At 62.7% G+C, this 26045-nt stretch carries 28 protein-coding genes and 2 pseudogenes; 20 read left to right on the forward strand and 10 right to left on the reverse strand.

Annotation, left to right across the window (positions count from 1 at the left end):
• Positions 1-132 precede the first annotated feature (132 nt).
• From NCR38_RS01060 to NCR38_RS01075, 4 genes and pseudogenes are all read right to left on the reverse strand, one after another.
• Complete coding sequence (locus NCR38_RS01060; protein ID WP_250476220.1) at positions 133-873, reverse strand: DUF1828 domain-containing protein; 741 nt, start codon at positions 871-873, stop codon at positions 133-135.
• A 2-nt stretch (positions 874-875) separates the two neighbouring features.
• Positions 876-1364: a hypothetical protein gene (locus NCR38_RS01065; RefSeq protein WP_250476221.1), complete on the reverse strand. Its 489-nt coding sequence runs from the start codon at positions 1362-1364 to the stop codon at positions 876-878.
• Positions 1365-1467: 103 nt separating this feature from the next.
• Positions 1468-1575: pseudogene (locus NCR38_RS01070) on the reverse strand (ATP-binding protein); the annotation flags it as partial.
• An 86-nt stretch (positions 1576-1661) separates the two neighbouring features.
• Positions 1662-1928, reverse strand: a complete 267-nt coding sequence (locus NCR38_RS01075) for an accessory factor UbiK family protein (protein WP_061116946.1) — start codon at positions 1926-1928, stop codon at positions 1662-1664.
• 445 nt (positions 1929-2373) lie between these two features.
• On the opposite strand from NCR38_RS01075, the gene NCR38_RS01080 reads away from it, so the two are divergent.
• From NCR38_RS01080 to ptsP, 7 genes are all read left to right on the forward strand, one after another.
• A complete protein-coding gene (locus tag NCR38_RS01080; RefSeq protein WP_014190273.1) occupies positions 2374-2712 on the forward strand; it encodes a P-II family nitrogen regulator in 339 nt (112 codons plus the stop codon).
• 31 nt (positions 2713-2743) lie between these two features.
• Complete coding sequence (locus tag NCR38_RS01085) at positions 2744-4219, forward strand: ammonium transporter (protein ID WP_061116847.1); 1476 nt, start codon at positions 2744-2746, stop codon at positions 4217-4219.
• Positions 4220-4495: 276 nt separating this feature from the next.
• Positions 4496-5785: a glutamate--cysteine ligase gene (gene gshA / locus NCR38_RS01090; protein WP_250476222.1), complete on the forward strand. Its 1290-nt coding sequence runs from the start codon at positions 4496-4498 to the stop codon at positions 5783-5785.
• 52 nt (positions 5786-5837) lie between these two features.
• Positions 5838-6794 carry a glutathione synthase gene (gene gshB / locus NCR38_RS01095; RefSeq protein WP_061116849.1) on the forward strand — a complete coding sequence of 319 codons (957 nt, stop codon included), beginning with the start codon at positions 5838-5840 and terminating at the stop codon, positions 6792-6794.
• Between the two features lie 285 nt (positions 6795-7079).
• Positions 7080-7568 (forward strand): PTS sugar transporter subunit IIA, encoded by a 489-nt coding sequence (locus tag NCR38_RS01100; RefSeq protein ID WP_061116850.1) that lies wholly within the window; start codon positions 7080-7082, stop codon positions 7566-7568.
• Between the two features lie 36 nt (positions 7569-7604).
• Complete coding sequence (locus tag NCR38_RS01105; RefSeq protein WP_061116851.1) at positions 7605-7874, forward strand: HPr family phosphocarrier protein; 270 nt, start codon at positions 7605-7607, stop codon at positions 7872-7874.
• Between the two features lie 221 nt (positions 7875-8095).
• On the forward strand, positions 8096-9856 hold the full coding sequence (gene ptsP, locus NCR38_RS01110; protein WP_250476223.1) for a phosphoenolpyruvate--protein phosphotransferase: 1761 nt from the start codon (positions 8096-8098) through the stop codon (positions 9854-9856).
• On the opposite strand, the pseudogene NCR38_RS34430 reads toward ptsP, so the two are convergent.
• The 4 genes and pseudogenes from NCR38_RS34430 to gpmA form a co-directional block, all read right to left on the reverse strand.
• Positions 9853-11096, reverse strand: a pseudogene (locus tag NCR38_RS34430) (autotransporter strand-loop-strand O-heptosyltransferase). The gene ptsP and the pseudogene NCR38_RS34430 sit on opposite strands and share 4 nt — an antisense overlap.
• Positions 11097-11172: 76 nt before the next feature.
• Positions 11173-11943 carry a molybdopterin-synthase adenylyltransferase MoeB gene (locus NCR38_RS01125; protein WP_061116947.1) on the reverse strand — a complete coding sequence of 257 codons (771 nt, stop codon included), beginning with the start codon at positions 11941-11943 and terminating at the stop codon, positions 11173-11175.
• Positions 11944-12046: 103 nt separating this feature from the next.
• Positions 12047-13630 (reverse strand): S41 family peptidase, encoded by a 1584-nt coding sequence (locus NCR38_RS01130; RefSeq protein WP_061116854.1) that lies wholly within the window; start codon positions 13628-13630, stop codon positions 12047-12049.
• A gap of 266 nt (positions 13631-13896) precedes the next feature.
• Positions 13897-14643, reverse strand: coding sequence for a 2,3-diphosphoglycerate-dependent phosphoglycerate mutase (gene gpmA / locus NCR38_RS01135; protein WP_250476226.1), 747 nt, complete (start codon positions 14641-14643; stop codon positions 13897-13899).
• 182 nt (positions 14644-14825) lie between these two features.
• Between gpmA and NCR38_RS01140 the strand changes: the two genes are divergently transcribed.
• The 5 genes from NCR38_RS01140 (at position 14826) to NCR38_RS01160 (ending at position 17630) form a co-directional block, all read left to right on the forward strand.
• Positions 14826-15251, forward strand: coding sequence for a rhodanese-like domain-containing protein (locus NCR38_RS01140; protein ID WP_061116856.1), 426 nt, complete (start codon positions 14826-14828; stop codon positions 15249-15251).
• Entirely contained in the window at positions 15248-15508 is a 261-nt protein-coding gene (gene grxC / locus NCR38_RS01145) for a glutaredoxin 3 (RefSeq protein ID WP_061116857.1), read from the forward strand. Before NCR38_RS01140 ends, grxC begins: the two co-directional genes overlap by 4 nt.
• A gap of 64 nt (positions 15509-15572) precedes the next feature.
• Complete coding sequence (secB, locus tag NCR38_RS01150; RefSeq protein WP_061116858.1) at positions 15573-16043, forward strand: protein-export chaperone SecB; 471 nt, start codon at positions 15573-15575, stop codon at positions 16041-16043.
• 28 nt (positions 16044-16071) lie between these two features.
• Positions 16072-17070, forward strand: a complete 999-nt coding sequence (locus NCR38_RS01155; RefSeq protein WP_061116859.1) for an NAD(P)H-dependent glycerol-3-phosphate dehydrogenase — start codon at positions 16072-16074, stop codon at positions 17068-17070.
• 29 nt (positions 17071-17099) lie between these two features.
• Positions 17100-17630 carry an O-acetyl-ADP-ribose deacetylase gene (locus NCR38_RS01160; RefSeq protein WP_250476227.1) on the forward strand — a complete coding sequence of 177 codons (531 nt, stop codon included), beginning with the start codon at positions 17100-17102 and terminating at the stop codon, positions 17628-17630.
• On the opposite strand, the gene trmL is transcribed toward NCR38_RS01160, so the two are convergent.
• Complete coding sequence (gene trmL, locus NCR38_RS01165) at positions 17603-18073, reverse strand: tRNA (uridine(34)/cytosine(34)/5-carboxymethylaminomethyluridine(34)-2'-O)-methyltransferase TrmL (protein ID WP_061116861.1); 471 nt, start codon at positions 18071-18073, stop codon at positions 17603-17605. The two genes, NCR38_RS01160 and trmL, sit on opposite strands and share 28 nt — an antisense overlap.
• Positions 18074-18095: 22 nt before the next feature.
• The gene (locus tag NCR38_RS01170; protein ID WP_409241417.1) at positions 18096-18854 is read right to left on the reverse strand and encodes a phosphoribosyltransferase family protein; all 759 of its coding nucleotides are present in this window, start codon (positions 18852-18854) and stop codon (positions 18096-18098) included.
• Positions 18855-19029: 175 nt separating this feature from the next.
• Here NCR38_RS01170 and NCR38_RS01175 point away from each other — a divergent pair, with 175 nt between their 5' ends.
• The 8 genes from NCR38_RS01175 (at position 19030) to NCR38_RS01210 (ending at position 26025) form a co-directional block, all read left to right on the forward strand.
• Positions 19030-20010, forward strand: a complete 981-nt coding sequence (locus NCR38_RS01175; protein ID WP_250476229.1) for a methyltransferase domain-containing protein — start codon at positions 19030-19032, stop codon at positions 20008-20010.
• A 232-nt stretch (positions 20011-20242) separates the two neighbouring features.
• The gene (locus NCR38_RS01180) at positions 20243-20716 is read left to right on the forward strand and encodes a DUF2244 domain-containing protein (protein ID WP_061116949.1); all 474 of its coding nucleotides are present in this window, start codon (positions 20243-20245) and stop codon (positions 20714-20716) included.
• A 44-nt stretch (positions 20717-20760) separates the two neighbouring features.
• Entirely contained in the window at positions 20761-22374 is a 1614-nt protein-coding gene (gene coxB / locus NCR38_RS01185) for a cytochrome c oxidase subunit II (RefSeq protein ID WP_061116863.1), read from the forward strand.
• 95 nt (positions 22375-22469) lie between these two features.
• On the forward strand, positions 22470-24080 hold the full coding sequence (gene ctaD, locus NCR38_RS01190) for a cytochrome c oxidase subunit I (protein ID WP_061116950.1): 1611 nt from the start codon (positions 22470-22472) through the stop codon (positions 24078-24080).
• Positions 24081-24143: 63 nt separating this feature from the next.
• A complete protein-coding gene (locus NCR38_RS01195) occupies positions 24144-24284 on the forward strand; it encodes a cytochrome oxidase small assembly protein (RefSeq protein ID WP_008351762.1) in 141 nt (46 codons plus the stop codon).
• 9 nt (positions 24285-24293) lie between these two features.
• The gene (locus NCR38_RS01200; protein WP_061116864.1) at positions 24294-24866 is read left to right on the forward strand and encodes a cytochrome c oxidase assembly protein; all 573 of its coding nucleotides are present in this window, start codon (positions 24294-24296) and stop codon (positions 24864-24866) included.
• A gap of 4 nt (positions 24867-24870) precedes the next feature.
• A complete protein-coding gene (locus NCR38_RS01205; protein WP_061116865.1) occupies positions 24871-25074 on the forward strand; it encodes a DUF2970 domain-containing protein in 204 nt (67 codons plus the stop codon).
• Between the two features lie 93 nt (positions 25075-25167).
• Positions 25168-26025 carry a cytochrome c oxidase subunit 3 gene (locus NCR38_RS01210; protein WP_250476230.1) on the forward strand — a complete coding sequence of 286 codons (858 nt, stop codon included), beginning with the start codon at positions 25168-25170 and terminating at the stop codon, positions 26023-26025.
• Positions 26026-26045: the final 20 nt, after the last annotated feature.

Genomic DNA, 26045 nt, shown 5'->3' on the forward strand with positions numbered 1-26045 from the left:
GAGATGACTTCGGTTGGTGCAATTAGTTGAGTTGCCCACCTTTGACTTAGGCAGCCACCCAAGGAGCCAGTACGACTCACCGTGAGGTCCTCAGTATGACCGGACTGACTGGTGCCGTGGATGAGCGCGCCGTTAGTGCTCGCTCGAAGGGATGCCGGCTACACGCCGCAACTGCTGCATGCCCAGAACGGATACCATGCGCGACAGAATCGCGGTCTCCGCTTGCGCACGCTCGGTGTCATCTCGGTCGTCCATGACGACTAGGATGCGACTCGCGTTTTCATCGTCCGCGAGGTCCATTGCTTTACGAAGTATGGAGCCGGTGCTATTGGAGTTTGGCCGGACGGCATCAACAAGCTGGTCCCCATATTCGAAATCGAATATATGCAGACGGCCCGACATCCCGACGATTTGAGGGTGTGGCACAACGTTGCGGTCAACGTGCCACGCTCGCAAATAAAACTCGACCTCGGCGAGGTACTGCTCCGTTTCGTCGGATATACCTCGTTGCTCGCGCTCGTAGTCGACCACTTTGAGCAGCGTTCCTACGTAGCGCCTGACTAAGTCTGGCAATTCGGTCGACTGCGACCGCCCAGTGAGTTCACCCGTATCTTCAAGCTGCAAGCCATGCGCTTCGGCCAGTTGTCGGAGGAAACGCCATTTCTTTCGGTCCGAAATATCGAGCCCGACAGTCGACAAATGGAAAAGGGTGTCCGAGTTATCGCTAATCTTGACGGTGGAGTCGAAGTCGTCGAGATAGAAGTGGATGACGTCGCCGTCTGCAAAACAAAAAGGCGTGCTGACCGCCAGCGTCCCAGTAGGGAACCGGTGGCAGGAGAACCCCAGTGCTCCGAGAAGGTTGGCGCAATTCATAGCTAAAACAAAGAACCCTCTGTTGGTGAGCGATATTCCGCTCCGAAGCCAATGTTAGCGTTTCGCAGGAAGAGGTGAAACCATTGCTCGTGGTCAGCGCAACATAGGTTAGGCGCCGGTTCGATTTCCTCGGCTCGGTCGCCCAAGTGTTGATGGGGCCCCATTAGCAGCTTACCCGGTTCGCGATGGCTTATGCGGTCTGGACGGCAGACTTCAATTTGGTAAATGCGGCTTTTATTGGTCAGGCGGCGCACGTAAAGCGTAAAAGAGTACCGGCAGTCTTCTGGGGCAACGCCCAGGCGGAACCCCATTTCACACGACATCCCCGCGAGTGCTACGCCTTCCTCGGAAAACACTGGGGCCCGCCACCATCGGAAGTTGGAGTTGTTCGGTTGATGGTCCCAGCGGACGTTTTCAGCGACGAGCTTGGGCTGGTCGATGATTGCCGCAATTTGCGCATCGGAAAGCGCTGGCGTTTGGGAAGTTGCCACTTATCTTCATACACGAAGGTGAAGCTGCGATGCTGACCTAAAATTCGCGCGTGCGCAACCTTGTGGATGGCGACGGGGTTTGGACCGAGCGGTGCAATTAACACCCCTCTATGGAAAACGACGGCAACCCGTTGGCGAGATGGACTTCGACGACGACTTCGGGCGCGCGCCCAGGAGCGGGCGCGCGGCTGCGTACCACGGCAAGCGACATGATTTCACCTGAAACGGCGCTTCGACCGCGCCGGCAAAAAAACTAGAAACTCACGGCTCGCTAGCCGAGGTATGCAGGACCGGCGCTCAGTCCTGCGTGGTGCTGGAGCCTGCGCCCGCGAGACGCTGCTCCAGTTGCGCGACGCGCTTCTCGAGTTCCTCCAGACGTGCGCGTGTGCGCACCAGCACCTGCGTCTGCGTGTCGAATTCCTCGCGCGTCACGAGATCCAGCTTCGAGAACCCCTGCGAGAGCATCGCCTTCATATTTTTTTCGACGTCTTTCGCGGGCGAATTCTTGAAGAGATCGCTCATCTTCTGCTGCAAATCGTTGAAAACGTCGTTGGGCTGCTTCATCGTTTCTCCCTTCTTGCACAAAAAAAGTGCATTCATTGTTAGGTCAGTGCCCCGTTTTTTCGAATGTTCGAAATTGGTGCGCGCGACTCACTGCGCCGGCATGCCCGGGGCACCGTCGAGGCGCCGCGATTTTAGCGCTGCCGCGCGCTCGCGTTGTCCGCCCATGCCCCTTTTTGCGGGACCTCCAGACCACTCTAGCAACGAACCTACCCCGGCGCCAGCATGCGCGGCGCGCGTTGGCCGTTCGGCCGACCCTTCGAACGAAGGTTTCCGTAAACCGCCGAAACCCGCATGAGTGCTCGCATGGCATACGAGTTGCATAACTGGCGCGGACCTTTTCTGCACGCTTCTTTGAGCGGCCCCGGCAGGGCAGACGTCGCGGTAACACCCAGCGCATCCCGCTTTAGAAGGCATCGAAGGATCAGCACACCACAGCGAGGGACTCATGAAGCTCATTACCGCAATCATCAAGCCGTTCAAGCTGGACGAAGCGCGCGAAGCGTTGTCGGCCATCGGCGTCTCGGGCATCACGGTGACCGAGGTGAAAGGCTTCGGCCGACAGAAAGGGCACACCGAGCTTTATCGGGGCGCGGAGTACGTCGTCGACTTTCTGCCGAAAGTGAAGATCGAGGCGGCCGTATCGGACGACATCGTCGATCAGGCGATCGAGGCCGTCGAGCGCGCCGCGCGCACGGGAAAGATCGGCGACGGAAAGATTTTCGTCACCGCGATTGAACAGGTCATTCGCATCCGCACCGGCGAGACCGGCGCCGACGCGCTCTAACAAGAAATTGGCGATAAGAGGAACCAGAAGAATGCGTAACTTTTTGATGTCACTGCTGGTGGCGGGCGCGCTGGTCGGCGCGAATGTCGGCACCGCTCTCGCCCAGGATGCGTCCGCTCCGGCCGCTGCCTCGGCACCCGCGTCGTCCGATACCGCCGCAAGTGCACCGGCCTCCGCCAACACGGCGATGGCGTCGTCGGCGGAAGCCGCATCGGCGGCGGCAGCAGCGTCGGGCGCGTCGGATGCAGCGCCCGCCGCGCCGACGGAACCGGTCATGATCGATTCGTCCAAGATCAGCTCGGGCGACACCGCCTGGATGCTGACCTCGGTCGCCCTCGTGCTCTTCATGACGATTCCGGGTCTCGCGCTCTTCTATGCGGGCATGGTGCGCAAGAAGAACGTGCTCGCCACGGCGATGCAGAGCTTCGCGATCTGCTGTCTCGTGACGATTCTCTGGACCGTCGTCGGCTACAGCATCGCGTTCACACCGGGCGGCTCGTTCATCGGCGGCTTCTCGCGCGTGTTCCTGCACGGCATGGCCTACATCAAGGGCGACAAGGCGACCACGCTCACCGTGAGCCACCTCGCCACGACCATACCGGAGTCGGTCTACTTCGCGTTCCAGCTGACGTTCGCGATCATCACTCCGGCGCTCATCACCGGCGCATTCGCCGACCGCATGAAGTTCTCCGCGATGCTCGTGTTCATGACGCTGTGGTCGCTGATCGTCTACTCGCCGGTCGCGCACATGGTCTGGGAACCGACCGGCTGGCTCGCGTCGGCTGGCGTGCTCGACTTCGCGGGCGGCACGGTGGTTCACATCAACGCCGGTATCGCGGGCCTGATGTGCTGTCTGGTGCTCGGCAAGCGCGTCGGCTACGGCCGCGAAGTGATGGCTCCGCACAATCTCGTGCTCTCGCTGATCGGCGCGTCGATGCTGTGGGTGGGCTGGTTCGGCTTCAACGCGGGTTCGGCGGTGGCGGCTGACGGCCGTGCCGGCTTCGCGATGCTCACGACGCAGATCGCCACGGCGTTCGCCGCATTCGGCTGGATGTTCGCGGAGTGGATCACGAAGGGCAAGCCGTCGGTGCTCGGCATCATTTCGGGCGCCGTCGCGGGTCTGGTCGCGGTGACGCCGGCGTCGGGCTTCGTCGGCGTGACGGGCGCGATCGTGATCGGCATCGTCGCGGGCGTGGTCTGCTTCTGGTCGGCGACGTGGCTCAAGCACAAGTTCAACTACGACGACTCGCTCGACGCGTTCGGCGTGCACGGCGTGGGCGGGATCATCGGGGCGTTGCTGACGGGCGTGTTCGCCGTGAAGGACATCGGCGGCTTCGACGGCAGCGTGCTCGTGCAGGCAAAGGGCGTGCTCGTCACGCTGGTCTACAGCGGGGTCGTCAGCTTCATCCTGCTCAAGGTCATCGACATGACGATGGGCCTGCGTGTCACGGAAGAACAGGAACGCGAAGGTCTCGACGTCACGCTGCACGGCGAGCACGTCGAATAAGGATTCGTCGCAACCGGACGTCCGGGGAGGGCGTCGGTTGCCACGTAAGGAACGAGCGCAGCGACTTCGCCCGCCTTCACGGCGGGCTTTTTTTCGCTGAACGGTTTTCGTCGGGCTTTCGTCGAACCACTCGCGCGCAACGGATCGTGTGAAAGGGCGAACCGGGCGTTCGTACTCGGGTGTCAATGGCCGGGAGACCTTGTCGACTGGTGGTTCATACCCAGTTAGGCAAAGCAATTGCTCTACAATCTTTCGTCCCCAGTTCGCGAGTGATCAATGGTTCCGCACCTAGTTACGGCGTTAAGTGGCCCGCTGCTCGACCTCGAGCGGAAGATCCTCGAGGCCATGCCCGCTATCGAGCGCTGGTTCCGGCTCGAATGGCAAGAGCACACGCCGCCGTTTTACTGTTCGGTCGATCTGCGCAACGCGGGGTTCAAGCTCGCGCCCGTCGACACCAATTTATTTCCCGGCCGTTTCAACAATCTGCCGCAGGAAGTGCTGCCGCTTGCGGTGCAGGCGGCGATGGCGTCCATCGAGAAAATCTGCCCGGACGCGAAGAATCTGCTCGTGATTCCCGAGCGCCACACGCGCAACGCGTTCTATCTCGAGAACGTCGCGCGCCTCGCGCTGATCATGCGGCAGGCCGGACTCAATATCCGCTTCGGGACGCTTGACGAGAACATTCACGGTCCGGTGACCATCGCGCTCGCGGATGGCCAGAAGATCGTGCTGGAGCCGCTCGAACGCACGCCGCGGCGTCTGGGCCTGAAGAACTTCGATCCCTGTTCGATCCTGCTCAACAACGATCTCTCCGCGGGCATCCCGCCCGTGCTGGAGAATCTGCATGAGCAGTATCTGCTGCCGCCCTTGCACGCCGGCTGGGCCGTGCGCCGCAAGTCGACGCATTTCTCCTGCTATGACGACGTCGCGAAGAAGTTTTCGAAGCTCGTCGAGATCGATCCGTGGATGGTGAATCCGTATTTCGCGCACGTGGAAGGCGTCGATTACGAAGCGCGCACCGGCGAGCAAGCGCTCGCCGAGGCCATCGACGGCGTGCTCAAGAAGATTGCGAAGAAGTATCGCGAATACGGGATCAGCGAGCGGCCGTATGTCGTGATCAAGGCGGATGCCGGCACCTACGGAAAAGGCGTGATGACCGTTCACGACGCGAGCGAGGTCGCCGCATTGACCAAGCGCGAGCGCACGAAGATGAACGACGCGAAGGAAGGACTGCAAGTCCACGACGTGATCGTGCAGGAAGGCGTGCATACCTTCGAGCGCGTGGAGAATGCGGTTGCCGAGCCGGTGGTGTACATGATCGACCGGTATGTCGTCGGCGGTTTCTATCGCGTGCACGAGTCGCGTGAGCGCGACCAGAACCTCAACGCGCCGGGCATGCATTTCGTGCCGCTCGGTTTCGAGCACACCGCGCTTCCCGACACGCACGCCAAACCCGGCGCCGCGCCGCCGAACCGCTTCTACATGTATGGCGTCGTCGCGCGGCTCGCGTTACTGGCGGCATCGCTCGAGCTCGAGAAGACCGATCCGGAAGCCATTCAGGTGTGATACGGCGGCTTGCGGTAAGCTCGCAGGCCGCGCACCGAACTAGCGAATTGTCATGAACATCCTCTTTATCGCCGACCCGCTCGATCGCTTCAAGATCTACAAGGACACGACCTACGCGATGATGGCCGAAGCCGCGCGCCGCGGCCACGTGCTCTTTGCGTGCGAGCCGCAGCATCTCGCGTGGACGGGAAGCCGGGTCGAGGCGAGTGTGCGACGCATTGCGATCGTCGGCGACGAGGCGAACAGCGACCGCTGGCCCTGGTATGCGGCCGAGCAGGCGGAGCATCTGCCGCTCACGCATTTCGATGCCGTGCTGATGCGCAAGGACCCGCCCTTCGATCTCGAGTACGTCAACGCCACATGGCTGCTGGAGATCGCCGAGCGCAACGGCGCGCGCGTCTTCAACAAACCGCAGGCGATTCGCGATCATTCGGAGAAGCTCGCCATCGCGGAATGGCCGCAGTTCGTCACACCCACGCTCGTCACGCGCGACGCAGCGCGTTTGCGTGCCTTCCACGCCGAACATGGCGACGTGATCCTCAAGCCGCTCGACGGCATGGGCGGCATGGGCGTGTTCCGCGTGAAGGCGGACGGCATGAATCTCGGTTCCATCGTCGAGATGCTGTCGGAGGACGGCGCGCGCACGGTCATGGCGCAACGGTTCATCCCCGAAATCAAGGACGGCGACAAGCGCATCCTCGTGATCGGCGGGCAGCCCGTGCCGTACTCGCTCGCGCGCATTCCGCAGGGCAGCGAAGTGCGCGGCAATCTCGCGGCGGGCGGTCTTGGCCGCGCGCAGCCGCTGTCGGCGCGCGATCGTGAAATCGCCGAAACGCTCGGGCCGGTGCTGCAAGCGCGCGGCTTGCTGCTCGCCGGGCTGGACGCGATCGGCGACTACCTGACCGAAGTCAACGTGACGAGCCCGACGTGCTTCCGCGAGATCATGGATCAGACCGGCTTCGACGTCGCCGGCATGTTCATCGACGCGCTCGAGCGCGCGGCCGACTGAGTCCGCCGGCGCACGGAGCGCGCGCGGACAGCGCGTCAAACTCAACTCGGCGGCACTGTTACAATTGACTTCCCGCTGGCTGCGGTTTTGGGGCGCAATCGCGTCTTAAAGCTCGGTTAAGCATCGAGGCGCAGGCTGGAGATCATCGAGTGGAAGCGGTTGATTTCCGCCTGATCCGCGCCCACGTAGGAGTTGTGTTCCGCGCCGCTCGCGCGCTTTCGAGCGAACTTTGTACGTTATCGTCTGACTTTTGCCGATAAATCGTCGCTGGGGCAATATCCTGACATGGCTGGCATCCTGATCATCGCGCATGCACCTTTCGCCACCGCGCTACGCGAGTGCGTGGCTCATATCTACGGCGGTCTGCCGGCGCGCATCGGCGTCATCGATGTGATGCCGGACTGCGATCCGGTCGAAGTTCGCGCGTTCGCACGCGCCGAGATCGATCGTCTGAAGGAAGAAAACGGCGCAATCGTGCTCACCGACGTGTTCGGCGCGACGCCTGCGAATATCGCGGCGAGCCTCCACGATACCGACGTGCGCGTGCTCGCCGGCTGCAACCTGCCGATGCTGGTGCGCGCCGTGTGCTACCGCGCGACGCCGCTCGACACGCTGACCGAAAAAATCCTGCAGGGCGGCTCGAAGGGCATTCAGGAACTGGATTCGTCCACGCCGCTCAACCCCTGCGCCCTCGCGACGAAAGCTGCCGGCTCGCCCGATCCGGCGTGCTCGGCGAGCGCGGATCTCGTCAGCACGAAGGCCGCCAGCCACTGACGCCGCTCAATTCATCTATCTAGCGTTCGGAGCATCATGCTGCAACAAGAAACAACAATCGTGAACAAGCTGGGGCTCCACGCACGCGCTTCGGCGAAGCTCACGCAACTGGCGGGCAACTTTCAATGCGAAATCTGGATGAGCCGCAACGGCCGCCGGATCAACGCGAAGAGCATCATGGGCGTGATGATGCTGGCGGCGGGCATCGGCAGCACGGTGACTATCGAAACCGAAGGCGCCGACGAAGCCGAAGCGATGCAGGCAATGCTCGCGCTGATCGCCGACAAATTCGGGGAAGGGCAGTAAGCGCTTCGCCGCCCTGGAGATTCAATGAAGAGCCGCGCATCGACGCGGCTTTTTCGTATCTGCGTCACGCGCTCGCGTAACTTCGCGCAACCGTTCCGGCCCTGACGCCGCAGTGTGTTCAGGGACTTACCGCGTCAATCGAACTTATAATGGACGCGCGGTTTGCGCCCGCCGAGGGGGCTCCCGGCAGACCGCGACAATCAAAATTAGAGGAGGTGCGCGTGTCCTTCACGCTGCATGGAATTCCCGTCTCGCGCGGCATCGCCATTGGGCGCGCGTACCTGATCGCGCCGGCAGCGCTCGACGTAGATCATTATCTGATCGAACCCGATCAGATCGACGCCGAAATCGCTCGTTTTCACGCGGCGCAGGCGGGCGTGCTCGCCGAGCTCGAAGCACTGCGCGACGATCTTTCCGCCGACGCGCCCAGCGAAATGAGCGCGTTCATCAACGTTCATACGATGATCCTGAACGACGCCATGCTCGTGCAGGAAACCATCGATCTCATCCGCACCCGCCGCTACAACGTCGAGTGGGCGCTTACCGAGCAACTGGAAATTCTCGGCGGCTATTTCGACGAAATCGAGGATGAATACCTGCGCGAACGCAAGGCCGACGTCGAGCAGGTGGTCGAGCGTCTCTTGAAGGCGCTCGCCGGCGCGCCGACGGCCGCGTCGCTCGTCGTGCATACGGCCGCGAGCAACGGTCACAACGAGATGATCGTCGTCGCGCACGATATCGCGCCGGCGGACATGCTTCAGTTCAAGACGCAGGCGTTCAAGGGCTTCGTGACCGATCTCGGCGGCCGCACGTCGCACACGGCGATCGTCGCGCGCAGTCTCGGCATTCCGGCGTCCGTCGGCGTGCAGCAGGCGAGCGTGCTGATTCGCCAGAACGATCTCATCATCGTCGATGGAGATCACGGCATCGTCATCGTCGATCCGGCGCCGATCGTCCTCGAAGAGTATTCGTACCGGCAAAGCGAGAAGGTGCTGGAGCAGCGCAAGCTGCAACGCCTCAAGTTCTCGCCGACGCAAACGCTCTGTGGCACCAAGATCGAGCTGTGCGCGAACATCGAACTGCCGGACGACGCCCAAGTCGCGGTCGAGGCGGGCGCGATGGGCGTGGGCCTGTTCCGCACGGAATTCCTCTTCATGAATCACAAGGATCAGTTGCCGGAGGAAGAGGAGCAGTTCGAGGCGTACAAGCGCGCGGTCGAACTGATGAACGGCAAGCCGGTGACGATCCGCACGATCGACGTCGGCGCCGACAAGCCGCTCGATTCGATGAGCGGCGGCGACGGCTACGAGACCGCGCCCAATCCCGCGCTCGGCCTGCGCGCGATCCGCTGGAGCCTGTCCGAGCCGCAGATGTTCATTACGCAGTTACGGGCGATCCTGCGCGCGTCGGCGTTCGGCCCGACGAAGATCCTGATTCCGATGCTCGCGCACGCACAGGAGATCGACCAGACGCTCGATCTGATCCGCGAGGCGAAGCGTCAGCTGGACGAGGAAGGCATCGCGTATGACCGGCAGATTCAGGTCGGCGCGATGATCGAGATTCCCGCTGCGGCCATCGCGGTGAGGCTGTTCTTGAGCCGGCTCGATTTTCTGTCGATCGGCACGAACGATCTGATCCAGTACACGCTCGCGATCGATCGCGCGGACAACTCCGTCGCGCATCTCTACGACCCGCTGCATCCGGCGGTGCTGAACCTGATCGCATTCACGCTGCGCGAGGCGAAGCGCGCGGGCGTGCCGGTGTCGGTGTGCGGGGAAATGGCGGGAGACCCCTCCGTCACGCGTCTGCTGCTCGGGCTTGGACTCACCGAATTCTCGATGCACCCGAGCCAGTTGCTCGTCGTGAAGCAGGAAATCTTGCGCTCGAATCTGAAGGCGTTCGACAAACCGGTCGCGGACGTGCTCGCGGCTTACGAGCCTGCGGAGCTGCAGGCCGCGCTCGCGCAGCTCCAGAAGGTCTAGGCCAGACCGTGATCGGCGATCAGTCGTTCCACCTGAGCGATGACCTGCTCGGGTGAGATCGCCGAACTGCATTGAAAGCGCCCGGGTTTGTCGCGGCGGCGCGGACACCACTGAAAGTCTCTGTCATCGAAGTCGCAAGTCGTGTCGTTGAAGCAACTGTTGCATGCGTGGAAATTGATCACGCGATACGGCGTGCGGAACTCGGTATGCGGATGGGTGAAGCCGCTGATCATCACCACGGGCGTGCCCGCCGCCCACGCGAGCCAGGACAGTCCGCTGCTGAGTCCCACAAAAAAATCCGCGTGCCTGAGCAGGGCCGCCCGCTCTTCGAGCGGACGATCGCCGGTGAAGTCCTCGCAGCCTTCCGGCATCGTGTTGAGGGCGCCATCGGCGCCGTATTCGCGATGCCGATCGATGCAAAGGACACGGTATCCCCGCGATTTCAGATGGCGATCAGTGCCGGCCAGCCACGCGGGTTGTTCCAGTACTTGCACTGCGCCGTCGATTGCGTCGCGATGCACACGTAGCGCTGAGCGAGAGGCCGCGCCGAATCCGCAACCACGATGTTCGGCCGTCGCTCTTTGCATGGCACGCCAAGCAGATACGCGGCCGCATCCTGCAGGCTGCTCATCCGCGGATCGGTTGGCTGGTGATCGCGATCGGTGTACGGCGAGAAGAAGCCGAGAAGGTACGTGGCGTAGAACGGTTCATCGAGCGAATCGGCGGATTCGGGCGACACGAAGCGCATCTCCGGGTAGCCCTTCACGAATAGCGCTTGCAGATGCGCGGGCAGCGCGACGTGAACTTCGCACTGCTCCTGCAGCCGGAAGGCTTCCACGGCAGGCATCCACGCGAGCGTGTCGCCGAGCGCCGTGCCGGACGGACGAATCAGGACGTGACGGCCGCGCGCGTCGTACGCGTGACGAAAAACGAGGCGCTCGCCGTCGAACACCTGCAGTTCGAAGCGCACGAAATATTTACGCCTGCTCGTGACGATCGAATCGGCTTCGACGGCCTCGTCGAAAACCAGGCTGAACGTGTCCAGGTCGACCATGCGGACTCGCCAGCCGTCGACCGGCACCCGCACGCGGCACCCGTAATTGAAATCATAGAGAATGCCTTCCGGTCCGACGAATTTCGGAAGCGATGGCCGGACGAACGCGCTTTGTGTAAGGCCGCGCTGCGTGCTTGCCGATGAAGTGACGATGCTCAAGTGACGATCCGGTCTTTGACGGCGCACCCGCTGCCGGGCGGTCGATTGAAGGATCGGACAGCTTAAGTGGATTGACCCGAACGCCGCCTAGGACGTGACCCAATTAGCGCGCCGCTTCACGAATCGCCGCGTTTGCGCAGACCGGGCAATCCGGCTGTCGCGCGATCTTCATCGTGTTCCATTCCATGCGCAGCGAGTCGAGCATCATCAGCCGGCCCGCAAGCGTCTCGCCGAAGCCGCCGATCGCGCGCAGCGCCTCGGCCGCCTGCATCGCACCGATGATGCCGACCGTCGGCGCGAACACGCCCATCGTCGAGCACGCGACTTCCTCGAACGGCTGATCCGGCGGAAACACGCACGCGTAGCAGGGCGAGTCCGGCGAGCGGAAATCGAAGGTGCTGATCTGCCCGTCGAAACGCAACGCCGCGCCCGACACGAGCGGCACGCGATGCGCAACGCAAGCCGCGTTGATCGCGTGGCGCGTTGCGAAGTTGTCGCTGCAATCGAGCACGACCGAGCTGCCGGGCACGTTGGCATCGAGCCATGCGGCGTCCGCGCGCGTGCTCACCGCGATGACTTCGACACCGGGATTCAATGCGTTCAATGTCTCGCGAGCCGATTCCACTTTCAGCGTGCCGACCGATCGCGTCATGTGCACGATCTGCCGCTGCAGATTCGTGAGATCGACGGTATCGGCATCGACCAGCGTGATCTTTCCGACACCCGCCGCCGCGAGATACATCGCCGCGGGCGCGCCGAGGCCGCCTGCGCCTATGATGATCGCGTGCGCGTCGAGAAAGCGCTCCTGCGCCTCGATGCCGATTTCATCGACGAGGATATGGCGGGAGTAGCGAAGGAGTTGATCGTCGTTCATCGCGGAAAGAATCGGCTTGCTCGAACGAAGCATTCTAAGCGCGCAAAAGAGAAAAGGCTTCGCAACGTCATGCTGCGAAGCCTTTTGCCGGACTACGGGAAACTTACTTCGATTGCTGCGCGGTCGGCGACGAGGCCGGCTGCGCGCCCGACGCCGGCGCGGAGCCCGGCGTGGCCGGCAGCGCCGGAGGCGCCACGACCGGCGCCGATGCCGAACGCGGCGGCTTGTTCTGCGCGAGCTTGCGTTCGCTGTACGACTTCGACTCCACGACCTGCTTGCCTTCGAGCTTGTTCAGCCCTTGCTGGAGCATGAAGTCGTCCGAACTGCCGAACTCGACCGGCTTGCGCTCGCGATCCTTGCGGCGCTGCTCGGGCGTCTTCTTGTCGTTTTGCTCTTCGAGAATGCGCAGTTGCTCCAGGCGATCGGCCTCGCGCTGTTCCTGCTCCTTCTTCTCGTTCGGATCCTGCGTGTTGGCGAGGTGGTTCGAGTAGTCCACTTCGCGCGTGACGAGCGCGTCATCCGGATCGCCGTCCGCGTACTGATCGACCGGAACGTCCGGGCGCACGCCCTGGTTCTGAATCGACTTGCCGCTCGGCGTGTAGTAGTAGGCAGTCGTCAGGCGCAGCGCGGAGTCGGCGGTCATCGGGCGAACCGTCTGGACGGAGCCCTTGCCGAACGTCGTCTTGCCCACGATGAGCGCGCGGTGATGATCCTGCAGCGCGCCCGCGACGATTTCCGAAGCCGACGCCGAGTAGGCGTTGGTCAGCACGACCATCGGCACCTTCTTGAAGATCTCCGGCACGCTCTTGAGCGGATCGGAATCGAAGGAGGGCAGGCGGTAGTTGTCGTAGGTGTCGCGGAAGGTCTGCTTCGCGTCCGCGATTTGTCCATTGGTCGACACGACCACGGCGTTGTCCGGCAGGAATGCGCCCGCGACGCCGACCGCGCTTTGCAACAGGCCGCCGCCGTTGTTGCGCAGGTCGAGCACGAGCCCCTTCAGATTCGGCTGCTGACGCGCCAGATCCTGCAGCTTCGCGGCGAGATCCGGCACCGTGCGCTCCTGGAAGCTCGTGATGCGGATATAGCCATAGCCCGGTTCCGGCACTTTCATCTTCACCGACTGCACGCGGATCACGGCGCGCGTCACGGTGAGCGGGAAGGTGCGGTCGTCGCTCTTGCGGAAGATCGTGAGCGTGACCTTCGTGCCCGGTTCGCCGCGCATCTGCTTCACGGCTTTATCCAGCGTCATGCCGCGCACCGGCTTGTCGTTAATGCGGGTGATGAGGTCGCCCGGACGAATGCCGGCGCGGAACGCGGGCGTGTCCTCGATCGGCGAGATCACCTTGATGAGCCCGTCTTCCGAAGAAATCTCGATGCCGAGGCCCGCGAAGCGGCCCTTGGTCTGCTCCTGCAGTTCTTCGTAATCGGTCTTGTCGAGATACGACGAGTGCGGGTCGAGGCTCGACACCATGCCCTTGATGGCGGCGGTGAGGAGCTTCTTATCGTCGACAGGTTCGACGTACTCGTGCTTGATTTGCCCGAAAACTTCGGCGAACAGCCGCAATTGTTCGAGCGGCAGCGGCGAGGAGGCGGATTGCTGTGCGGATGCGGAAATCTGCAATGTTGCGAGTGCGCCGGCAGCAACGCCTGCGGCGATCAGGCCGAAATTTTTCAGGTTCTTTCGCATAGGGGGTGCGGTCGGAATCGAATGAGCAGCAACGTAGGTGACGGGCCAGTATACCCGCTCGTCTTGATCGACGACTTAAACGCAACTTAAATGCCAGAGGCTTTGACGCCTCGCAGCGTAGGGTTGCGCACGTTTCAACGCCAATATGTCGATGCCGCCGGCACGCCGTCAGCCGCGCGTCATATGCGGCGAGGGCGCTTTTTACGACGCCCTCGCATGCGAATCGCACCGCGCGACCAAGTCATCGCGCGGCCTGCGATACGGCCTCAGCCCGCCTTGCCCTGCTTGGCGACAGCGGCCTGCGCAGCCGCGATGGCTTCCGGATCGCCCAGATAGTAGTGCTTGATGGGCTTCAGGTTTTCGTCGAGCTCGTAGACGAGCGGCACGCCGTTCGGGATGTTCAGCCCGACGATGTCGTCATCGGAGATATTGTCCAGATACTTGACGAGCGCGCGGATCGAGTTGCCGTGCGCCGAAATGACGACCTGCTTGCCCGACTTGATGGCCGGCGCGATCGACTCGTTCCAGATCGGCAGCACGCGTGCGACCGTGTCCTTCAGACACTCGGTGAGCGGCAACTGCTCGCGCGGCACCTTGGCGTAGCGCGGATCGTTGTACGACGCGCGCTCGTCGCCCGGTTCAAGCGCGGGCGGCGGCGTGTCGTAGCTGCGGCGCCATACGAGCACCTGATCGTCGCCGTACTTCTTGGCCGTCTCGGCTTTGTTCAGACCCGCGAGCGCGCCGTAGTGCCGCTCGTTCAGACGCCACGAATGCACGACCGGGATGTACATCTGGTCCATCTCGTCCTGCACGTGCCACAGCGTGCGGATCGCGCGCTTGAGCACCGAGGTATAGGCGATATCGAACGTGTAGCCAGCTTCCCTCAACAGCACGCCGGCCTGACGCGCCTCCCGGTTGCCCTGCTCGGTCAGGTCGACGTCGACCCAGCCGGTGAAGCGGTTTTCCTTGTTCCACGTCGATTCGCCGTGGCGGATGAGCACTAGCTTGTACATGATTTCGGTCGGTCAGTTGAAAAAGCGGGTGCGCCGATCGCACCCCGTCATCCTGCGCGTGCAGGCGGGGCGTCGCCATCGGCCGGACGGCGGAGGCCATCGCGGGAAACGGTTATTTTATAATGCTCCGATTGCCCCAATTCCCCTTTCTTCCTTTCCTACTAAATTCTGGCGGCCCTGACGTGACGTTTTTCACCAATTACACGAATATCGCACTCATTGTCATCGCGCTCGTTTCCGGCGCGCTGCTCCTCTGGCCCGCCATCTCGCGGCGCGGGCGAGGCGGCATTTCCGCTGCCGAAGCCACCACGCTCATCAACCGGCGCAATGCCGTGATCGTCGATCTGCGGCCGGCTGCCGAATTCGCGAAAGGGCATCTGCCGCAGGCACGAAACGTCGAATTGACGGAGCTTCAAGCAAAAATCGGCCAGATCGCAAAGAATAAGAGCAATCCGGTCGTGCTCGTTTGCCAAACCGGTCAAGAATCGCAGCGTGCGAGCCGCGCCGTGTCCGAAGCGGGTTACGCCGAGGTCCACGTTTTGCAAGGTGGAGTCGACGCCTGGCAAAAAGCCGGCATGCCGGTGGTGAAACAAGGAGCAGTCAAGTGAAGAAAGTGATGATGTACAGCACGGTCGTGTGCCCGTATTGCCAGATGGCCGAACGTCTTTTAAAGTCCCGCGGGGTCGAGACAATCGAGAAGATCCTGATCGACCGTGAACCGGGCCGGCGTGAGGAAATGATGACGCGCACCGGCCGGCGCACCGTGCCGCAGGTTTATATCGGCGAAACGCATGTCGGCGGATACGACGATCTGTCCGCGCTCGATCGCAAAGGCGGTCTCGTGCCGCTGCTCGAATCCGCCTGAAGGCACACTAGCGGCGCGTTCAATGAATAGACGCGCCGCATACCGAATTACCTAGGGAATTACTATGTCCGACGAGAACAATCAGCCGTTTTTCAATATCCAGCGCATCTATCTGAAGGACATGTCGCTCGAGCAGCCGAATTCGCCGGCCATCTTTCTCGAGCAGGAAATGCCGTCGGTCGAAGTCGAAGTCGACGTGAAGGCCGACCGGCTCGCCGAAAGTGTCTTCGAAGTGCTGGTCACGGGCACCGTGACGGCGAAGGTCGCGGGCAAGGTCGCGTTTCTGATCGAAGCGAAGCAGGCAGGCATCTTCGATATCCGCAACATTCCGGCCGAGCAGATCGATCCGCTCGTCGGCATCGCGTGCCCGACCATCCTGTTCCCGTACTTGCGCTCGAACATCGCCGATGCGATCACGCGCGCCGGTTTCCCGCCGATTCACCTCGCGGAAATCAACTTCCAGGCGCTGTACGAGCAACGCATCGCCCAGCTCGCGAACGCGCAGGAAGGCGCGGCCAACGGCGCGACGCATTAACCTTGACTCTGCCGAACCGGAGCCGAGCATGAAAGTAGCCGTTCTCGGCGCCGGCGCGTGGGGCACCGCACTTGCGGGCCACCTTGCGACCCGGCACGACACGAAGCTCTGGGCGCGCGACGCCGCGCTCATCGAATCCCTCTCCCGCACGCACGAAAACACGCGCTATCTCGAAGGCGTCGCGTTGCCGCACACGCTCGCATTCGAGGCGGATTTCACGGCGGCGCTCACACACGCATCGGCCGACGAAGCGTTGTGTGTCGTCGCGACGCCTGTCGCCGGCTTGCGTGCACTGTGCCGCGCGATGCGGCAGGCCGGCGTCGTGCCGGCGCATATCGTCTGGCTTTGCAAAGGCTTCGAGGCGGATACGCAATGTCTCCCCAACGAAGTCGTCGCCGCCGAACTGCCGGCGCATCGCAGCAACGGCACGCTCTCCGGCCCGAGCTTCGCGCGCGAAGTGGGGCAGGGCTTGCCGGTCGCGCTGACGGTCGCGAGCACGTCCGCGCAACTGGGCGCGCGCACGGTCGCGGCGTTCCACCACGGCGCGATGCGCATATATACCGGCGATGACGTCATCGGCGTCGAAGTGGGCGGTGCCGTCAAGAACGTGCTGGCGATCGCCACGGGCATTTCGGACGGCCTCGGCCTCGGTCTGAACGCGCGCGCGGCGCTGATTACGCGCGGGCTCGCGGAGATGTCGCGGCTGGGCGTCGCGCTCGGCGGCCGCGCGGAGACATTCAACGGTTTGACCGGCCTGGGCGATCTCATTCTCACCGCGACGGGCGATCTGTCGCGCAATCGGACGGTCGGCAAGCAACTCGCGAGCGGACGTACGCTCGACGAAATCCTCGCGGCGCTCGGCCACGTCGCGGAAGGCGTGCGATGCGCGCGCGCGGTGCTTGGACTCGCGCAATCGCGTGGCATCGAGATGCCGATCACACAGGCGGTATGCCGCGTGCTCTTCGAAAACGTGGCTCCGCGCGATGCGGTGCAGGCGTTGCTGAGCCGGGACGCGAAGGCCGAATAGCATCGCGTTCATCCGCAAGGAGGTGTGCGATGGTCAAACTGGAAGCGCAGGTCGTTGACATCACCACGCTCGACGTCGACGCTATCGTCAATGCGGCGAACAAATCGCTGCTCGGCGGTGGTGGCGTCGACGGCGCGATTCATCGAAAGGCGGGCAAGGGTTTGCTGCGCGAATGTGAGACGCTCGGCGGCTGTGAAACCGGCGATGCGAAAATCACCGGCGGCCACGATCTTCCCGCGAAGCACGTCATTCACGCGGTCGGTCCGCGCTGGAGCGGCGGCCACAGAAAAGAGCCTGAGCTGCTCGCAAACTGCTACCGCCGCTCGCTCGAACTCGCTCAGGAAGCCGGCTGCGAGTCGCTCGCGTTTCCCGCGATCAGTTGCGGCATCTACCGCTTTCCATCGGACCAGGCCGTGCGGATCGCGGTGCGGACCGTCATCGACACCTTGCCCTCCACGCCTGCTGTGCGACACGTCGTCTTTGCGTGTTTTCAGGACGACATGCTCGCGCTCTATCAGGCCGAGTTCGATGCTCAGGCGCCGCCTTCGAAGCCCGCCTGACGCCACGCCTCGAACGTCACGATCGCCACCGTATTCGACAGATTCAGGCTGCGATTGCCGGGCCGCATCGGCAGGCGCACGCGCTGTTCCGTCGGAAAGCGCTCCAGCAATGCGGGCGCGAGGCCGCGCGTCTCGGCCCCGAACACGAACCAGTCGCCTGTCTTGAACGCGTGATCGAAGAACGGCGTCGAGCCGCGCGTGGTAAACGCGAACATGCGCGTGGCATCGGGTGCTTCTTTGGCAATGAAGGCATCCCAATTCGCATGCACGTTCATTTCGGCGTACTCGTGATAGTCGAGGCCAGCGCGGCGCATCTTCGCATCGTCGAGCGGGAAGCCGAGCGGCTCGATCAGATGCAGGCGCGCGCCCGTGTTCGCGCAGAGGCGGATCACGTTGCCGGTGTTCGGCGGAATTTCGGGTTCGACGAGTACGACGTTGAACATGGATTGCTGTGAATGAAGGTGGTTAATCTTTCGGCGTACGGAGCGCCACGAAATTGGTCACGCGGCGCGCACCGGCATGCTTGAGCGTGCGGGCGAGGGCGTCGAGCGTCGCGCCGGATGTCATCACATCATCGACCACGCCCACGTGTCTCCCGCGCACATCGCCCGAAACGGCGAACGCGCTCGCGACATTGCGGCGGCGCGTTTCCTGATCCAGCCGCGATTGTGCCGATGTGTGCCGCACACGCGTCACGACAGACGCGTCGCTTCGCACGTTCATCATGCGCGCAAGCGGACGCGCCATCGCCCACGCCTGGTTATAGCCGCGTGCGACGAGCCGGGCATGGGACAGCGGCACGGGCACGATCAGGTCCGGCGCGGGCAGATCGCTGTCCTCGAAGACAGCAAGCAAATGCCGCGCAATTGTTTCGCCCGCTGCAAGCCGCGCACGAAACTTCAATTCGACGACGAGCGTATCGAGCGGCGCGCGATAGTCTGCGAGCGCGAGCGTGTCGTTGAACGCGGGCGGCGATTCGAGGCACGCGGCGCAGTGCGCACGCGTGTCGTCGCGTTCCCGTCGGAGTAAAGACGCGGACAGCGGCAGCGCGCATGTCGCGCAGCGCAGACGCGGCTCGTTCCAGTACTGCGCGTCGCAACCGTCGCACAGCAGTCTTTGCGACAAATTGCCGCACAACGCGCACTGGCTCGGCAGCGCGTAGGCGGCGAACCGTTTCGCGGCCGACGCGAATTCGCGAAGGCGCGCTGCCATGGGCGTTTGAATTGGAGGACGGTTGCTGTCGGCTTTCATGACGGCGAGATCGGGAAAATCACGGCTCGAAGCGCTAACACGCCCATTCGTTGCGCCTCAGGAAGCGTTTATGCCTCGTATCAGCACTTCGCACGGGTTGTTTTCGAGACGACCGAGTATACTTCGCACTCTCCGCAAAAAGATCGACATGTCCCCGACATCCCCTGAAACCGGCCGTTCGGCCTATGATCCGCGCCGCTTGCGCGCGATCTTCGACGATCGCGCCGCCGCCTTCGACGAGGTCGCGTTTTTGCCGCGCGAAATCGCGCAGCGCATGCGCGAGCGTCTCGAATACATCAAGGTCGCGCCGGTGCGCGTCCTCGATGCGGCGTGCGGCGTCGGGGCGGACTTGGGCGGTCTGCGGGAAAGGTTTGCAGAGGCGTCGGTGACCGGCATCGATATGTCGTCCGCGATGCTCGCGCGCGCCCGTGCCGCCGAAGCGGCGGACGCCGACAATGGCGCGGGCTGGCGTCGCTTTCTTCCGTCGACCCTCGCGAAGGCGTTCGGCGCACGCGGCCCGCAACTCGCACAGGCCGATTTCTCCGAGCTGCCGTTCGCACCAAGTGCGTTCGAGTTGCTGTGGTCGAACCTCGCATTGCATTGGCATCCGCGTCCGGACGTCGTTTTTCCCGAATGGCAGCGCGTGCTCAAGGTGAACGGCCTGCTGATGTTCAGCACGTTCGGCCCGGATACGTTGCGCGAGCTCAGAGCCGCGTATCGGGAAGCAGAGCGCACGCTCGGGCTCGATCCCCAACCGCACACGATCGATTTCGTCGACATGCACGATCTCGGCGACATGCTCGTGGAAAGCGGCTTCGAAATCCCGGTGATGGATCAGGAAGTCCTGACCATCACATACAAGTCGCCCGAATCGCTTTTCGCCGACGTGACGCGCTGGGGCGCGTATCCGTTCGAGCGCGCGTTCGGCGCAGGGCGCGCGGATCCGAAAAACGTGCGCAGCGCGGTGCATCAGGCGCTCGACGCCCTTCGTCGCGACGACGGCACGATCCCGCTGACCTTCGAAGTGATCTACGGCCACGCCTGGAAAGCGGTGCCGCGCACGACGGCCGAAGGACACGGCATCGTGCGTCTGCAAGATATCGGCCGAGGCTCGAAACCGAAACGCTGAATCGGTAAATAGGGCGTTCGTTATGTCTGAAATTTGCGCGAAAAATGCGCGCAAAAAGGTGCGTCAAAAGGGCGCAGAGGCTTGTGGCGCTTGGCTCTGCGACGTTACGACCCTTGCTTGTGGATGCCACTTAACACGCCTATAATGCGTCAGTTTGTCGCCTGGGTTGACACAAATTTGGGCGAAATCCGAGCGAAAGTATGTGATTACGTGCGGATTGATGGAGGCAGCGATGCAAGCCAGCCAGACGCTGACGGAGTCCGAGCCGGTCATCAAAGACTGGCTGATGAAGCGAAACTGCTCGGTGTCGCCGCGTCAGTTCGTGGGCTTCTATCTGTCGCTTGCGTTGTTTTCGCTGGCAATCGCAACGCCGCTGTTCCTGAATGGCGCCTGGCTGGTGCTGCCGTTCACCGGGGTCGAGTTGGCGGTCGTGGGCATCGCGTTCGTGATTTACGCGCGCCATGCCGTCGACTACGAACGAATCCGGCTGTATCAAAACCGGTTGTTGATCGAACAGATGAACGCCGAAGTGCTGACGCAGTTCGAGTTCAACCCGCGCTGGGTGCGGGTGGAAGCGGGCGCGACGCCGAGAGAACCGCTCACGATCGTATCGCGCGGTCAATCGGTGAAAATCGGACAACACCTTGCACAGCATCGTCGCAAACAATTTGCTGCCGAGTTGCAGGCGTCGCTGAGACGCCTTTGAGAGGAGCCGGCAGGCGCATGATGCAACGGGGGTCGAGGGTTTGAATGGAAAATTTGGGTAAGGATGCTATGAAAACAATCAAGCGAGCCCTCTCGGGCGTGCTGGCGGCAGGCGCACTGCTCACCGCCGGCGCGGCCCTGGCGGTCGAAAACAGTCCAGGCGGTCCCGCTGTCAACGAGATCAACTTCCAGCAGCCTGTGACGAAGATCGCCGAGGAGCTCTACGGCCTCCATATCTTCATGCTCATCATCTGTACCGTCATTTTCATTGGCGTGTTCGGGGTGATGTTCTATTCGCTCTTCAAGCATCGCAAGTCGAAAGGCTTCAAGCCGGCCAACTTCCACGAAAGCACTACGGTCGAAATCATCTGGACGATCGTGCCGTTCATCATCGTCATTCTGATGGCGCTGCCGGCAACGAAGGCCGTCGTCGCGATGAAGGACACCTCCAACGCCGACCTCACGGTGAAGGTCACCGGCTACCAGTGGAAGTGGGGCTACGACTACGTGAAGGGTCCGGGCGAGGGCATCAGTTTCCTCTCGACGCTCTCCACGCCGCGCAGCGAAGTGAACGGCCAGAAGCCGATTTCGACGCTGTATCTGCAGGAAGTCGACAACCCGCTCGTGGTGCCGGTCGACAAGAAGATCCGCATCATCACCACGGCGAACGATGTCGTGCACTCGTGGTACATCCCGGCGTTCGGTGTGAAGCAGGATGCGATTCCGGGCTTCGTGCGCGATACCTGGTTCAAGGCCGAGAAGGTGGGCACCTATCGCGGCTTCTGTACGGAACTGTGCGGCAAGGAGCACGCGTACATGCCGGTGGTGGTCGAAGTGCTGTCGGCTGACGACTACGCGAAGTGGGTCGACGCGCAAAAGAAGAAGATGGCCGCCGGCGCCGACGATCCCCTCAAGACCTACACGATGGAAGAGCTGAAGGCGCGCGGCCAGCAGGTCTACACGTCGAACTGCGCGGTCTGCCACCAGCCGACCGGCAAGGGTGCGGGCCAGTTCCCGGCGCTCGACGGCTCCAAGATCGCGAACGGCTCGATCGCCGACCATCTGAATATCGTGCTGCACGGCAAGGGTGCGATGCCGCCGTGGCAAGGCGTGCTGAACGACGTCGAGATTGCATCGGTCGTCACGTTCGAGCGCAACAACTGGGGCAACCACACGGGCGACCTCCTCCAGCCGAAGCAGGTGATCGACGCCAAAGCGGGCAAGATGCCGGCAGGCGGCGGCACTGCGGCGGCGGCATCGGCGCCTGAGGCTGCGAGCGCCGCGCCCGCGGCAGCCGAAGCAGGCGCGCCTGCGGCATCGGGCGCCGAAGCGTCGCAAGCCGCCGGGCTGCCCGCGAGCATCTACTTCGAGACGGGCAAGGACACGCTGCCCGCCGACGCGAAAAGCGCGGTGGAGGCCGCCGCCGCCTACGCAAAGGCGCATCCGGACGCGAAGATTGCGCTGTCCGGCTTCACCGATGCGACCGGCGGCGCCGATCTGAACGCCGATCTCGCGAAGCGCCGCGCGCAAGCCGTGCGCGACGCGTTGAAGGCCGCGGGCGTGTCGGAAGACCGTATCGTGCTGAAGAAACCGGAAACCATCACGGGCGGCGCCGATAACAAGGAAGCCCGCCGCGTGGAAATCAGTCCGGCTGCTTGACGTGCCGAGCGTGTCGCTTTCCTTCGCCCGACAGCAACGGAAAGCCACGCGTCATTGCCAAGTGCCCCGAGTATTCGCTTTAGGAGATGATTGTCATGTCTAGCATCGGACACGATGTAGGCGCAGGTCACGACCACGCGCACGACCATGCGCACGAGACGCCGCATGGCTGGCGCCGGTGGCTCTTCGCCACCAACCACAAGGACATCGGTACGCTGTACCTGTTGTTCTCTTTCATCATGTTCCTCTCGGGGGGCGTGATGGCGCTCGGCATCCGTGCCGAGCTGTTCGAGCCGGGCCTGCAGATCATGCGTCCCGAGTTCTTCAATCAGCTGACCACCATGCACGGCCTCATCATGGTGTTCGGCGCGATCATGCCGGCGTTCGTCGGTTTCGCGAACTGGATGGTGCCGCTGCAGATCGGCGCATCGGATATGGCGTTCGCGCGGATGAACAACTTCAGCTTCTGGCTGCTGCCGGCCGCTGCGGTGCTGCTCGTCGGCTCGTTCTTCGTGCCGGGCGGCGCAACCGCCGCGGGCTGGACGCTCTACGCGCCGCTCTCCACGCAGATGGGCCCGGGCATGGACTTCGCGATTTTCGCGGTCCACATCATGGGTGCGTCGTCGATCATGGGCGGGATCAACATCGTCGTGACGATCCTGAACATGCGCGCGCCCGGCATGACGCTCATGAAGATGCCGATGTTCGCGTGGACGTGGCTCATCACCGCGTACCTGCTGATCGCCGTGATGCCGGTTCTCGCCGGGGCGATCACGATGGTGCTCTTCGACCGTCACTTCGGCACGTCGTTCTTCAACGCGGCGGGCGGCGGCGATCCGGTCATGTACCAGCACATCTTCTGGTTCTTCGGTCACCCCGAGGTGTACATCATGATCTTGCCGGCGTTCGGGATCGTGTCGCAGGTGATCCCGGCGTTCTCGCGCAAGCCGCTGTTCGGCTATAGCTCGATGGTGTACGCGACCGCGTCGATCGCGATTCTGTCGTTCATGGTGTGGGCGCACCACATGTTCGCGACCGGCATGCCGGTGACGGGCCAGTTGTTCTTCATGTACGCGACGATGCTGATCGCGGTCCCGACGGGCGTGAAGGTGTTCAACTGGGTGGCGACGATGTGGCGCGGCGCGCTCTCCTTCGAGACCCCGATGCTCTTCGCGATCGGCTTCCTGTTCGTGTTCACGATGGGCGGCTTCACGGGCCTGATCCTGTCGATGGCGCCGCTCGACATCCAGATGCACGGCACGTATTACGTGGTGGCGCACTTCCACTACGTGCTCGTGGCGGGTTCGCTCTTCGCGCTGTTCGCGGGCTGGTACTACTGGGCGCCGAAGTGGACCGGCTGGATGTACAACGAAATGCGCGGAAAGATCCACTTCTGGGCGTCGATGATCTTCTTCAACATCACGTTCTTCCCGATGCACTTCCTGGGTCTCGCCGGCATGCCGCGCCGCTATGCGGACTATCCGGCGCAGTTCACGGACTTCAACCAGGTCGCGACGATCGGCGCATTCGGCTTCGGCCTCGCGCAGGTGTACTTCCTGTTCGCGGTCGCGCTGCCTACTTATCGTGGCGGCGGTGAACTCGAGAAGGCGGGCGACAAGCCGTGGGATGGCGCGGAAGGCCTCGAATGGACCGTGCCGAGCCCGGCGCCGTTCCATACGTTCGAGCATCCGCCGACGGTCGAATAAGTAGTCAGTCTGGTTCGCGGGGCTTCGTTGAACGTGCCCCGCGAACGAAAAAGTCAGGAAAGCATGGCCCCGAATCCACAAAAAAGACGCACGCCCGAGGAAATTCGCGCGGGCAACAAGCGGCTCGGAATCATCATGGTGTTGGTTGCCGCCGTCTTCTTTCTGGGTATCGTCGTCAGGCAATATCTGTTGTCGCGAGGGTAGGAAAGCAACGTGTCCACTCAGCAGGAAAATTCGCATGTCGACCGGTCCTTCAACCGGTCGATGCTGGTTAAGCTCTTCGTCGTGGCGGCGCTGATGTTCGGCTTTGGCTTCGCGCTCGTGCCGATGTACAGGGCGATCTGCCAGATCACGGGCATCAACAATCTCGTGCAGCGCGATGTCGGTGCGCGTGAGGCGAAGAATACGCAGGTCGACATGACCCGCACGATCTCGATCGAGTTCGACGCGAACGCGCGCGGGCCGCTGAGGTTCAAGCCCGAGCAGAACACGCTGGATATTCACCCGGGCGAAGTGATGACGGTGATGTACGACGTGACCAACGAGCAGAATCGCACGGTGAACGCGCAGGCGATCCCGAGCTATGCGCCGAAGCAGGCCACCGAGTACTTCAAGAAGATCGAATGCTTCTGTTTTACGCAGCAGACGCTCGCGCCGAACGAGACCAAGCGCATGCCGGTCGTGTTCGTCGTCGATCCGAAGCTGCCGAAGGATGTGAAGACGATCACGCTGTCGTACACGTTCTTCGAGTTGAACGCGCCGAAGTCGGTCGCGAAAGGTTCATGACGCCATGCGCGCGGACACGCCGAACAAGGGCGGTTTTCTCAAGCTCGTGAAGGCGGTGTTCTGGTCGTTCTTCGGGGTGCGCCGCCGGGCCGACCTGGAACGCGATGCCGCGCAGTTGAACCCGCTGCATCTGATTGCGGCGGGCGTCATCGGAGCGGTGCTGTTCATCGTCGTGTTGCTGCTCGTCGTGCGCGCGGTAGTGGGATAGACGGAAAACGCAGGGCATGGCCGACGCACGTGCAGTCGGGCAACCGGCGGCAAAAGAAAATTCAAGCAACTGGATCGAAGTGGAGAATCAACAATGAGCGGTCAAAACGAGAGCCCGTACTATTTCGTGCCGCATCCGTCGCGGCATCCGGTGATGGCTGCAACTGGCTTGCTGATCATGCTGGCCTCGCTGGCGTCGTGGGTGAACGGCCATAGCTTCGGGCCGGCCGGCACGTTCATCGGCCTGCTGTTCGTGTTGTTCGTGCTGTGGCACTGGTTCGGCGACGCGATCTCCGAATCCGAAGGCGGCATGTACGGCAAGCGCGTCGATGTGTCGTACCGCTGGAGCATGAGCTGGTTCATCTTCTCCGAAGTCATGTTCTTCGCGGCGTTCTTCGGCGCGCTCTTCTATGCCCGCGCAATCGCGATGCATGAGCTCGGCAGCCTCGACTACAAGCTCATTTGGCCTGACTTCACCGCCGTGTGGCCGAACAACGGCCCTGCCGCGCTCGTGCCGCATTTCCGCGCGATGGTGCCGTGGCCCCTGCCGACCATCAACACGGCGCTGCTGCTGTCCTCCGGCGCAACGCTGACGGTGGCGCACCACGCGCTGCGTGAAGATCATCGCAAGAAGGCGATCATCTGGCTGGGTGCGACCGTGCTGCTCGGTCTGATCTTCCTGTTCTGCCAGGGCTACGAGTATTTTCACGCGTATAACGAACTCAACCTGACGCTCAATTCGGGCGTGTACGGCTCGACGTTCTTCCTGCTGACCGGCTTCCACGGCTTCCACGTGTTCCTGGGCGGTACGATGTTGGCCGTGGTGATGTTCCGTTTGATCCGCGGCCACTTCTCGGCGGAGCACCACTTCGCGTTCGAAGGCGCGGCGTGGTACTGGCACTTCGTCGACGTCGTGTGGCTGGGTCTGTACGTCGTCGTCTACTGGCTGTAATGAATATCGAAGCGGGCGCG

The sequence above is a fragment of the Caballeronia sp. INML1 genome, from assembly GCF_023631085.1.
GTDB lineage: Bacteria > Pseudomonadota > Gammaproteobacteria > Burkholderiales > Burkholderiaceae > Caballeronia > Caballeronia turbans.

What these genes read in the sequence shown, in the direction of transcription:
- NCR38_RS01060 (WP_250476220.1), bottom strand. Translation starts at nt 873, where the DNA reads ATGAATTGCGCCAACCTTCTCGGAGCACTGGGGTTCTCCTGCCACCGG.
- NCR38_RS01075 (WP_061116946.1), bottom strand. Translation starts at nt 1,928, where the DNA reads ATGAAGCAGCCCAACGACGTTTTCAACGATTTGCAGCAGAAGATGAGC.
- NCR38_RS01080 (WP_014190273.1), top strand. Translation starts at nt 2,374, where the DNA reads ATGAAGCTCATTACCGCAATCATCAAGCCGTTCAAGCTGGACGAAGCG.
- NCR38_RS01085 (WP_061116847.1), top strand. Translation starts at nt 2,744, where the DNA reads ATGCGTAACTTTTTGATGTCACTGCTGGTGGCGGGCGCGCTGGTCGGC.
- gshA (WP_250476222.1), top strand. Translation starts at nt 4,496, where the DNA reads ATGGTTCCGCACCTAGTTACGGCGTTAAGTGGCCCGCTGCTCGACCTC.
- gshB (WP_061116849.1), top strand. Translation starts at nt 5,838, where the DNA reads ATGAACATCCTCTTTATCGCCGACCCGCTCGATCGCTTCAAGATCTAC.
- NCR38_RS01100 (WP_061116850.1), top strand. Translation starts at nt 7,080, where the DNA reads ATGGCTGGCATCCTGATCATCGCGCATGCACCTTTCGCCACCGCGCTA.
- NCR38_RS01105 (WP_061116851.1), top strand. Translation starts at nt 7,605, where the DNA reads ATGCTGCAACAAGAAACAACAATCGTGAACAAGCTGGGGCTCCACGCA.
- NCR38_RS01125 (WP_061116947.1), bottom strand. Translation starts at nt 11,943, where the DNA reads ATGAACGACGATCAACTCCTTCGCTACTCCCGCCATATCCTCGTCGAT.
- NCR38_RS01130 (WP_061116854.1), bottom strand. Translation starts at nt 13,630, where the DNA reads ATGCGAAAGAACCTGAAAAATTTCGGCCTGATCGCCGCAGGCGTTGCT.
- gpmA (WP_250476226.1), bottom strand. Translation starts at nt 14,643, where the DNA reads ATGTACAAGCTAGTGCTCATCCGCCACGGCGAATCGACGTGGAACAAG.
- secB (WP_061116858.1), top strand. Translation starts at nt 15,573, where the DNA reads ATGTCCGACGAGAACAATCAGCCGTTTTTCAATATCCAGCGCATCTAT.
- NCR38_RS01155 (WP_061116859.1), top strand. Translation starts at nt 16,072, where the DNA reads ATGAAAGTAGCCGTTCTCGGCGCCGGCGCGTGGGGCACCGCACTTGCG.
- NCR38_RS01160 (WP_250476227.1), top strand. Translation starts at nt 17,100, where the DNA reads ATGGTCAAACTGGAAGCGCAGGTCGTTGACATCACCACGCTCGACGTC.
- trmL (WP_061116861.1), bottom strand. Translation starts at nt 18,073, where the DNA reads ATGTTCAACGTCGTACTCGTCGAACCCGAAATTCCGCCGAACACCGGC.
- NCR38_RS01175 (WP_250476229.1), top strand. Translation starts at nt 19,030, where the DNA reads ATGTCCCCGACATCCCCTGAAACCGGCCGTTCGGCCTATGATCCGCGC.
- NCR38_RS01180 (WP_061116949.1), top strand. Translation starts at nt 20,243, where the DNA reads ATGCAAGCCAGCCAGACGCTGACGGAGTCCGAGCCGGTCATCAAAGAC.
- coxB (WP_061116863.1), top strand. Translation starts at nt 20,761, where the DNA reads ATGGAAAATTTGGGTAAGGATGCTATGAAAACAATCAAGCGAGCCCTC.
- ctaD (WP_061116950.1), top strand. Translation starts at nt 22,470, where the DNA reads ATGTCTAGCATCGGACACGATGTAGGCGCAGGTCACGACCACGCGCAC.
- NCR38_RS01195 (WP_008351762.1), top strand. Translation starts at nt 24,144, where the DNA reads ATGGCCCCGAATCCACAAAAAAGACGCACGCCCGAGGAAATTCGCGCG.
- NCR38_RS01205 (WP_061116865.1), top strand. Translation starts at nt 24,871, where the DNA reads ATGCGCGCGGACACGCCGAACAAGGGCGGTTTTCTCAAGCTCGTGAAG.
- NCR38_RS01210 (WP_250476230.1), top strand. Translation starts at nt 25,168, where the DNA reads ATGAGCGGTCAAAACGAGAGCCCGTACTATTTCGTGCCGCATCCGTCG.